Source organism: Methylobacterium sp. J-030, from assembly GCF_022829545.1.
Lineage (GTDB): Bacteria > Pseudomonadota > Alphaproteobacteria > Rhizobiales > Beijerinckiaceae > Methylobacterium.
In genome coordinates, this window is record NZ_JAKSYM010000082.1 from 1 (window position 1) to 7,703 (window position 7,703).

At 63.5% G+C, this 7,703-nt stretch carries 13 protein-coding genes and 1 pseudogene; 4 read left to right on the forward strand and 10 right to left on the reverse strand.

All coding sequences use genetic code 11. From position 1 onward, the window contains the following. Nucleotides 1-83: 83 nt before the first annotated feature. The gene (locus MKK75_RS36300) at nt 84-278 is read left to right on the forward strand and encodes a hypothetical protein (RefSeq protein WP_409567525.1); all 195 of its coding nucleotides are present in this window, start codon (nt 84-86) and stop codon (nt 276-278) included. Here MKK75_RS36300 and MKK75_RS36305 read toward each other — a convergent pair. Continuing rightward, nucleotides 233-502: pseudogene (locus MKK75_RS36305) on the reverse strand (GlcG/HbpS family heme-binding protein); the annotation flags it as partial. The gene MKK75_RS36300 and the pseudogene MKK75_RS36305 sit on opposite strands and share 46 nt — an antisense overlap. A gap of 165 nt (nt 503-667) precedes the next feature. Further along, nucleotides 668-1,027 (reverse strand): hypothetical protein, encoded by a 360-nt coding sequence (locus MKK75_RS04780; RefSeq protein ID WP_244041484.1) that lies wholly within the window; start codon nt 1,025-1,027, stop codon nt 668-670. A 36-nt stretch (nt 1,028-1,063) separates the two neighbouring features. On the opposite strand from MKK75_RS04780, the gene MKK75_RS04785 reads away from it, so the two are divergent. After that, nucleotides 1,064-1,252 (forward strand): hypothetical protein, encoded by a 189-nt coding sequence (locus MKK75_RS04785; protein WP_244041485.1) that lies wholly within the window; start codon nt 1,064-1,066, stop codon nt 1,250-1,252. Between the two features lie 159 nt (nt 1,253-1,411). On the opposite strand, the gene MKK75_RS04790 is transcribed toward MKK75_RS04785, so the two are convergent. Continuing rightward, on the reverse strand, nt 1,412-1,660 hold the full coding sequence (locus MKK75_RS04790; protein WP_244041486.1) for a DUF6894 family protein: 249 nt from the start codon (nt 1,658-1,660) through the stop codon (nt 1,412-1,414). A 762-nt stretch (nt 1,661-2,422) separates the two neighbouring features. On the opposite strand from MKK75_RS04790, the gene MKK75_RS04795 reads away from it, so the two are divergent. Next, nucleotides 2,423-2,743: a methylamine utilization protein gene (locus MKK75_RS04795; protein ID WP_244041487.1), complete on the forward strand. Its 321-nt coding sequence runs from the start codon at nt 2,423-2,425 to the stop codon at nt 2,741-2,743. Between the two features lie 31 nt (nt 2,744-2,774). Here MKK75_RS04795 and MKK75_RS04800 read toward each other — a convergent pair whose 3' ends face one another. From MKK75_RS04800 to MKK75_RS04815, 4 genes are all read right to left on the reverse strand, one after another. After that, a complete protein-coding gene (locus MKK75_RS04800; RefSeq protein WP_244041488.1) occupies nt 2,775-3,845 on the reverse strand; it encodes a hypothetical protein in 1,071 nt (356 codons plus the stop codon). 172 nt (nt 3,846-4,017) lie between these two features. After that, nucleotides 4,018-4,227: a hypothetical protein gene (locus MKK75_RS04805; RefSeq protein WP_244041489.1), complete on the reverse strand. Its 210-nt coding sequence runs from the start codon at nt 4,225-4,227 to the stop codon at nt 4,018-4,020. A 239-nt stretch (nt 4,228-4,466) separates the two neighbouring features. Beyond that, a complete protein-coding gene (locus tag MKK75_RS04810) occupies nt 4,467-4,730 on the reverse strand; it encodes a hypothetical protein (protein ID WP_244041490.1) in 264 nt (87 codons plus the stop codon). Further along, entirely contained in the window at nt 4,730-4,960 is a 231-nt protein-coding gene (locus MKK75_RS04815; protein ID WP_244041491.1) for a hypothetical protein, read from the reverse strand. Before MKK75_RS04815 ends, MKK75_RS04810 begins: the two co-directional genes overlap by 1 nt. A 267-nt stretch (nt 4,961-5,227) precedes the next feature. Between MKK75_RS04815 and MKK75_RS04820 the strand changes: the two genes are divergently transcribed. After that, nucleotides 5,228-5,407, forward strand: a complete 180-nt coding sequence (locus tag MKK75_RS04820) for a hypothetical protein (RefSeq protein WP_244041492.1) — start codon at nt 5,228-5,230, stop codon at nt 5,405-5,407. 186 nt (nt 5,408-5,593) lie between these two features. Here MKK75_RS04820 and MKK75_RS04825 read toward each other — a convergent pair whose 3' ends face one another. The 3 genes from MKK75_RS04825 to MKK75_RS04835 all read right to left on the reverse strand — a co-directional run bounded on the left by MKK75_RS04825 (nt 5,594) and on the right by MKK75_RS04835 (nt 7,680). Further along, nucleotides 5,594-6,643: an HD-GYP domain-containing protein gene (locus tag MKK75_RS04825; RefSeq protein WP_244041493.1), complete on the reverse strand. Its 1,050-nt coding sequence runs from the start codon at nt 6,641-6,643 to the stop codon at nt 5,594-5,596. A 9-nt stretch (nt 6,644-6,652) separates the two neighbouring features. Further along, on the reverse strand, nt 6,653-7,216 hold the full coding sequence (locus MKK75_RS04830; RefSeq protein ID WP_244041494.1) for a PilZ domain-containing protein: 564 nt from the start codon (nt 7,214-7,216) through the stop codon (nt 6,653-6,655). Between the two features lie 137 nt (nt 7,217-7,353). Continuing rightward, nucleotides 7,354-7,680: a hypothetical protein gene (locus MKK75_RS04835; RefSeq protein ID WP_244041495.1), complete on the reverse strand. Its 327-nt coding sequence runs from the start codon at nt 7,678-7,680 to the stop codon at nt 7,354-7,356. Nucleotides 7,681-7,703 lie beyond the last annotated feature (23 nt).

Here is a 7,703-nt window from a genome sequence, read left to right on the forward strand (position 1 = left end):
GCCTCGACACGCCCGACGTGGGCATACTCCGGGCTTCGGGGCGCGCCGAGGCCGAACGGCGCACCCGACCAGTAGCGTTCGCGGTGGTCGCCGTAGCGGGCGTGCTACTCGCCCTCGAACGCCTCGACGACGCAAGGCTGCACACGCCGGAGGCGGCTTGGCTGAAAGATCGGACGCCCGCGATCACGCGCACGCCCACCAGCAGCGGCAACCCGCCCGTCAGTGGCAGGCGTCCCGGGAAGGCGAGAAGCGCCGCGTTCGCCTGGACCGCCCCCTGAAGATCCTGGGTCGGCGTGCGCGTGATCGCGGCCGTCCGAGCTTTCAGCCAAGCCGCCTCCGGCGTGTGCAGCCGTGCGTCGTCGAGGCGTTCGAGGGCGAGTAGCACGCCCGCTCCGTCGACCACCGCGAACGCTACTGGAAGGTTGCGCCGTTCGGCCTCGGCGCGCCCCGCAGCCATGAGGATGCGCACGTCGGCGGCGTCGAGGCAGGTGCGTTGATGCATAGGTCACCGTCAGATCACGTTGCGGTCGTGTGGGACCCCGAGCTACCCGCCTGGGGCACCAGCTCCTACAGCGGATCGTAGATCTGGCCGTGCTGCCCGGGCATGCGCTCAAGATGGCGATGGCGAGCGTGGCTGTCGAGATGCCCGACAACAGCCCTGCCGATCTTAGCCAGCCGCCTCGTGCGGGGCCGTCGCTTCGGTCAATCCACCCGTCCAGGCCATGGGATGTCCCGCCCCTCGCCATACCTGCCCCCGACCTTCGCGGCAGGCTTCGAAGACCAGGCCATACCGTCTTCCAGTGCCGTCATAGTCTGAGGCTGTCGGTTCGATTTTGGTTACTCGCCCGCCGAACCCTGATGGTTCCGCCTTGCGCTCGTGCAGGTAGACCCACCCGCCGATGAGTGCCTGCGCGTCAGCTTCTGATATCTTCCAATAGCCTGACCGATACGTCTGATTTCCTATGAGTTGCAGGTTCTTGTAGCGGCCGTCTTGGCGGTGGCAGATCAGGTGAATGGCCTTGGCCATGTTGTCACCCCTTATCCTTGCGGTTACAGCCCGCTCATGTCCGACAAGCTGAACGATCTCCTTGAACGCCTCAAGACGCAGCAGCGTATGCTCATTCTGGCGATGGCCGAGCACGCTGGATTACCGGCCGGAAGCGCGCTGTGTCAGGTCTCCGAACTGGAGAACGTCATCGCGGACGTCGAGGCTGTAGCGGCCGAGGAAGCGGACCGGGCTCGGCGGGCTTGATGTTCGCGCTGGCCGATGTCGCGAGTAGCGTCACAGTAGAGTACGGCAACGAACGGCACAGGCCGGTAGCCGACGGCAACGATACGGCAGCGCCTACGGTAAGAGCAGGGGTATCACACCACATGCACTGAAGGTGCGAGCGGGAGTGAACCCACCGACTCAGTGTGGTGCTTCGGTTCCAAGATCGGATGGGTAAGGGACCTTGGCCAGGGCTGTTCCATTCTCATTCAGGATAGCCACGTGCCAATGAAAAGGGTTAGAGGCTCCCGCGGCGCGCTCCTTGAGAATGCGTTTCCAGACCTCCAGAGCCTCGATCTTTGCCGCCTCAAGATCAGGTAGGTCGATCCCATTGTGATCGCGCGTCACGTCATCGCCATCGTGCAGCACGTCAAAAAAGTAGCGTGGCATCGGCCCTCCCGTGATGCAGAAATTATCTGCCTGCACAATGACGGTATGTGTATTCAAAATTGTTTAACCCAAGCATCGCTGCGCCCGATGTCGGTCTAATTCGGGCGCACAGGGCAAGGCACAAGCCCTGATCGAAAAGGTTGGAGGAGAAGGCTGCCCGAGCGCCCCTGTCAGCCGCTGATACGAAGTAACGGGGGAGTACCGGGGTCCGGGGTCAGCCGCTGATCGGGAAGGGTGTTACCTCGGCCTTCGCTGCAGGCCACGATGAGACCGGCAGCCCTATATGAGGGCAACCCGTCAATGCGCGGTAGCCGGCCATGCAGTATCACCTGCGGATCGCCAGAGCTCGACCTCAGGGCAGCGTGGACATCCACAGCGTGGCTTTTAGCGCCCCAACCATCGCGGCCGCAGTCTCCCATTCCATGGAGGTGGTGGACAGCTTTCTAGGCGATCAACCCGGCGTCGCGACGCTGACCAGCGCCTACCGTGGCCCAGTCTGGTCGCATCGTCAGAAGATGCCGGCGCGGCCGTTCCCTTAGGCCATGCTCTGTGCAGGATGATGCGGAGGCCGCCACATTACAGCACCCTCGAGCAGGACCTCAAACCGCTTATTGATCGTCTAAGCTGGTCACATTGCTGCGATGAAAGCCTCTAGACCCATGTCTTTGGATCGCGATTAACTTCTCTGACGGCAATTACAGTATCGGCGCGCTGCCTTAGGTGTATACGATGCAACCACACAACCGCAGATTGCTACCGGTGATGATCCTGGGGATCATCGGGGCGATCACCATAACCGGTGTGGCTACCGCGACTCTGCCAAGCGACGATCTCATCATCTCTCAGAAGGGCAAGCGTTTCGGTCCGGGGGACGTCGCACTCCACGTCGGCGAGCACATCACGGTGGTCAACGACGACGACAACTTCGTCCATCAGGCCAACGTCGAAGCTGAGACGTTCGCCTTTGACTCCGGTGATATCGAGCCCGGTGCCAAAGCCGTCATTACCTTCCCGACGGAGGGTGATTTCACCGTCCTGTGTGGCATCCACCCAAAGATGAAGCTTGCCGTGCACGTGCAGTAGACGGTCCACGGCCAGCCTCCCCCGAGCTAGTTCAGATGACCGGCAGGCGACCGAAGCCTTCGTACAGGGCTTCGTGGCCCCCGTAGTAGAGCGCTAGGAAGGTCGCGAGCGCGCCGCCAAAGTATGCCGGCGCCCAGGCCGCGTCTCGCACCCGCACCGCAGTTCGCACGTCATCAGCCGCGATCCCGAGCAGCACGACGATGATCCCGGAGTGGCCGATCGCGTCGACCTTGCCGAACTCGAACACCGCCGAGACGAAGATCGCCGCCAGGATGATCGCGGACATCCGGCGCACCAGGGGCGTCCAGATCAGCGCGAAGGCCAGGGTGAACTCGATCACGCCGGCGGCCTGCATGAACAGCTCGGGTGAGGCACCCATGGTCATCTGCGGCTTGGCGGCCAGCAGTGGATCGGTCCATTGCGGGTAGGCCCACTTCTCGACCGAGGCCCACATCAGCGTGACGGCAGCCGACCAGCGCACGAGATCGAGGGGGCGGATGTCGAAGGGCTTCAGGCCGAGGCCCTGGCAGATCAGGTAGACGGCCACGCCCAGGAACACCGGATAGTCGGCGAGGTGGAACAGCCCGTACTGCGCCGTGGCGAAGGAGAAGAGGAACACGATGCCGAGGCCGGTGAGCGGCATGGTCCGGCGCCAGATCAGGCAGGTAGCCATGGCGAGCTGCAGCCACGGGATCCAGGCGGCGTCGGTTTTCAGCTCCGGCGTGAGGATGATCCCGCCGAGCCCCCACACGGAGACCAGAAAGAAGCCGAGCGTGCAGCGGACCAGCAACTCGGTGTCGGTGCGGATGCGTGACGTGACGCGGTCCAGGGCGCTCATGAGCGCCCCACCCAAAGGCGTGCCCTCGGCGAGGCACCCCAGCATCAGGCAGACGATGGCGAGCCCGGTGAGCCACTCAAAGTTCTGGCAGAGCACCTGTTCGAGACCGCGCGGGTGGCCGGCGACATCATAGGCGCAGAACCATTTCACGTGGGCGCTGGCTGACCCTGTCCCGGCGAGGAGGGTCAAGGGCGGCGTGGCGAGGCTCGCGAGCGTGCGTAGACCCAGGCGAAGATGAAGCCTGGGCGCCGTGACCCGAACCATGATGACCTCGGAGGGTAAGACGGGCCGCCAGCCCGCCTACGTATTTCCTCACAAAGCCGAGCGCTACGCCAACGATCTGTTAACGATTGTTATGAGTTAGTTAACGGCGGTGATTAATGGGGATTGAGAGCACAAAGTGGAAAGTTAGATCGGCGAGTTTCCTCTGCAGCCCTCAGGCCATCCGCGTCAGCCACGTCTGCAGCCGCTCGACTTCCTCCCGCCAAGCGTCTCGCTCGGTCCGCATAGCCTCGACGAGCGCGTGCATCTTGCCGGCGTCGATTGCGGTCTCCACGTGCATGTCCTGGGCCGACGCCAGATGCTCGCGCAACTCGGCGTTCTCGGCCGCCAGCGCGAGGAGCAGAGCAGCCACGACATCGCTCATTCCGACTCCCGCGCACCCAAGGCAGCGCGTCTAGCCGGGCTCAAGCTTGGCGGCAATCGTGTCCGATCAGCACGACTACGCCAGCGAGGCCGCACCGAGGCGGTGTGAGGTTGTGCTCGGCGCCGCTCTTCCGGCGCACGGACTGAGATGATCGCTGAGGGTATTATGACGGGGAGAGATTGATGGATCGTCATGATGCCAACGACGCCCGTGCCGTGGCATCGATAGGATCTTTGGACCTATGCGTATGCTGGTCGCCGCGTGATCTGAGGCGCGGCTGGCAACGCCTCGTCGGCAGGGGCAGCACCCGAGCCTTCCACGATGCTGATCAGTTCGGCTTCGGTGAGCTGGGCACCGTCGGGATCTGTGACGGTGATGTCCTGACGCTCGGCGGTCTTCAGGTCCCGCAGTTTTCTCAGGGCCCACTCCGCCGTCGGGCACTTGTAGGTGATGATGCCATTCTTTGCGGCGCCCCGGACAACGTAGAGGCGGCGCTGGTCCATCACACGTCGATCCCGGCAGCCCCCAAGACGGCCCGCTGCTTCACGATGCCGATCCGGTGTGTGCGGATCGCATGCTCAAGGTCAAGTACGCTGGGGTCGTTCTCCTCACGGAGTACGGCCGCCGCCCGAGCAAGCGCGGCAATAACCTGTTCATCGAGCAGGATGTTGAGGGCAAGCCTGCGCTGAAGACGGTCGCAAGGACAATCTATGTTCGGATCTGGCTTCGACATGAGGCTTTAACGGGGCAAGTCGACCGCGGTTCAAACCAGCGCGGCAGAAGATGTTCTCGCGCCAGTCGCTCATCCGAAGCGATGTCCGTCTTGCCGACGTCGCCTGGCTGGCGGAACGGTTCAAGAAGGCGTGTCGTTGCTCAGCCTGAGGAGGGACGACACCATGCTGACCGGTAGCCTGTTGTGGCTGATTGGGGTGCCTATCCCCATCGTCATCCTGCTGTGGTTCTTCTTCCTGCGCGGGCGATAGAAGGAGCTTTCAGCATCATGGCCGAAATCGACAAGCCGCCGGGCGTAAGTGTCGTGCCTCCGACGGTGCCAATCCCGAACATCAACGTACCCGATCCAACTGCGGGCACGGAGCCCGAGGATCAAGGCGCGAACGATAGCGCCACTGGCCACGAGGCTTTTGAAAGAGCCAAGGCGGAGACCGAACGGAGGCGGTGATCAGCACGGATCAGGTAGCGTTCATAGGCGATGAACGCAGCTGTCCGGAGTATCTGGATTTGTGCCGACCGACAGCACGACTGCGCCGACGAGGCCGCACCGAGGCTGATCGCGAACCCGGCCCCGGTGCTGCTCCTCCGGCGCGCGGCCGAAGCCGATCGCTGAGAATACGGTGGTACGATCTGGTTAATGCACCGTCACGATATCGGAAACGACAGCAACAGGACGGAACGCGCGCACAAGGTCGGCATCGAGGCGACCTGCCATACTCTCCAGGATGGCGTAGGCCCGCGTTGCATTCATCGGGGCCTTGTACGGCCGTCGCTCGATCAGCGCCGCGTGAATGTCGCAGATCGTCACCAGCCGGATCAGGTCGGGGATCTCGGCTCTCTTCAGCCTATCCGGATAGCCAGAGCCATCCAGCATCTCGTGATGCGAGCGCACGACCGACAGCAGAGATGCATCGAAGCCGCCTCTGACGAGCATAGCGTACCCTTCGACCGGGTGAGTGCGCATAACGGCGATCTCGGCCTCGTCGAGCTTGCCCGGCTTGTTCAGGATCGCAGTCGGGATCTTTGTCTTGCCGACGTCGTGCAGCAGGGCGGCCTTGGCGAGGTGGTGACGATCCGCCATCGAGAACCCGAGCGATCCCGAGAACGCGGCAGCTAAGCCGGCGACGAGTAGGCAGTGTTGGTGCGTGACGTCGTCGAAGCGCTGCACCGCCTGTACCCAGTCGTTGATGTCCGTCTCCCGAATGGCCTGAACGATCAGTTCGGTTCCGGTCTCGGCTACGGCCGGGGTGATCGGTTGGTCGGAGAAGAAGGCGGCTGTCAAAAAGCTTTTGGCACGGACGGCCTGCTTACGTGCGGCGACCTCGGTCGAGCCGGCCTTAACCATCGTTGCGAGCTTATCGGTGATGAGGCGGGCGGCTGAAGTCGCGGCGAGCGTGTCGGTGGCGCCGAGAACCCGGGCTTGCGCTTCAGCCCGCGCGGCGTTGCGATGTACGAGGAAGAGGTATGGCACGCCCTTGCCACGGGCTCGATCTAAGATGCGACGCAAACGCACGAGAGCATCAGAGTGCAGGCCCTCGACGTCGCTGAGGATCAAGCGCGCGCCCGCGGCTGGCGCGCGCTCACCATAGAGGTCATGAACGCGCCACATCCCGCACTCGGCGAGGTCGCTCGCCAGGCGCCTGCCGCGATGAACGTCGTCGGTGATCAACAGGCACGCGTTCATCGATCGCCGTCAGAGGATGACGCGTTCGTTGAAGGTCAGCGGCCCGAACGGCAGACGGAAAGCTACGCCGATCCCCTCGGCGGTATGGCGCATCACCGTCGCGTAGCGCTTACCTACCGTCATGAGCGTACCGATCGACGGCCGCTCGTCCAAGATCAGGGCAGCGCCGGTCATGGACAGATCGGCGACGAACGCTTCGGCTGCTTCCGCATCCTGAAGCCTGACCTGGACCGCGCGGTGGACCGGGACGATGCGGACTGCCTTGCGTTGGTCGTTCCGCGTTTCAGCGCTGCGCAGCCATGCCAGCCGCGCTTCGATCCTGGAGCGTCGTTCGGGATTGGCCATCACCTGCAAGACGAAGCCCGTGGGGGAGCCGTGCAGCACAACGCCGTAGATCAGCCCAATGTTGTCGAGGTAGCAGGCGACGCGCACTCCGCTGTCGGGTAGCGATCCATGCTCGATGCGACGCAGCTCGATGATGTCGGTGGCGGAGACATCGGCCAGGCACGGAACGTCCGCGCCGCCCGACGAGCAGTACCTACCTTTGGTTGTAATCCTAAGCTGATCCAACACAGGAGCTGTCTCCGCCAACTTATAAGGCGGAGTATGAGATGAGCTTGGTTTATGACCTCTCTAAACCTGGGAGAAATTCAGATGACGCATGCGGCCGTACTGACGCAGGCCGTGCCTGATTGGGCTGGCGTACCGCCTTAATCCGGCGCGCGCAGAGCGCAGGCTCCCACCTGCTCAAGAAACTGGTCAACATAGCCCAGTCCGATGCCCGCCTCGGCGAGCAGGGTCGCGTTGACGGCGTCGATCCGGGCGTCACCGCTCGGCAGCCTCGCCCGCAGATCGGCGATCATAGCGACAAGTTGCCTGCGTTTGGCGAGCAGATCCGCCCGGATCACGTCGAGCCGCGCGTCCGACAACGTCGCCGCACGGCCTTCCTGCAGTAGCTCTACCGCCGTCACGTCGAAGACGGCGAGCGCGGATGCGGCACCGCGGTCAGATCGAAGCGGGATGAGCGTACCCGTCACCGTTGCGCCTCACCCAGGTTGGG

Bases quoted from the DNA above. Each gene is read 5' to 3' on its own strand.
- MKK75_RS04790 (WP_244041486.1), bottom strand. From the start codon at position 1,660: ATGCCACGCTACTTTTTTGACGTGCTGCACGATGGCGATGACGTGACG.
- MKK75_RS04820 (WP_244041492.1), top strand. From the start codon at position 5,228: ATGGCCGAAATCGACAAGCCGCCGGGCGTAAGTGTCGTGCCTCCGACG.
- MKK75_RS04785 (WP_244041485.1), top strand. From the start codon at position 1,064: ATGTCCGACAAGCTGAACGATCTCCTTGAACGCCTCAAGACGCAGCAG.
- MKK75_RS04795 (WP_244041487.1), top strand. From the start codon at position 2,423: ATGATCCTGGGGATCATCGGGGCGATCACCATAACCGGTGTGGCTACC.
- MKK75_RS04815 (WP_244041491.1), bottom strand. From the start codon at position 4,960: ATGTCGAAGCCAGATCCGAACATAGATTGTCCTTGCGACCGTCTTCAG.
- MKK75_RS04780 (WP_244041484.1), bottom strand. From the start codon at position 1,027: ATGGCCAAGGCCATTCACCTGATCTGCCACCGCCAAGACGGCCGCTAC.
- MKK75_RS04800 (WP_244041488.1), bottom strand. From the start codon at position 3,845: ATGGTTCGGGTCACGGCGCCCAGGCTTCATCTTCGCCTGGGTCTACGC.
- MKK75_RS04805 (WP_244041489.1), bottom strand. From the start codon at position 4,227: ATGAGCGATGTCGTGGCTGCTCTGCTCCTCGCGCTGGCGGCCGAGAAC.
- MKK75_RS04810 (WP_244041490.1), bottom strand. From the start codon at position 4,730: ATGGACCAGCGCCGCCTCTACGTTGTCCGGGGCGCCGCAAAGAATGGC.
- MKK75_RS04825 (WP_244041493.1), bottom strand. From the start codon at position 6,643: ATGAACGCGTGCCTGTTGATCACCGACGACGTTCATCGCGGCAGGCGC.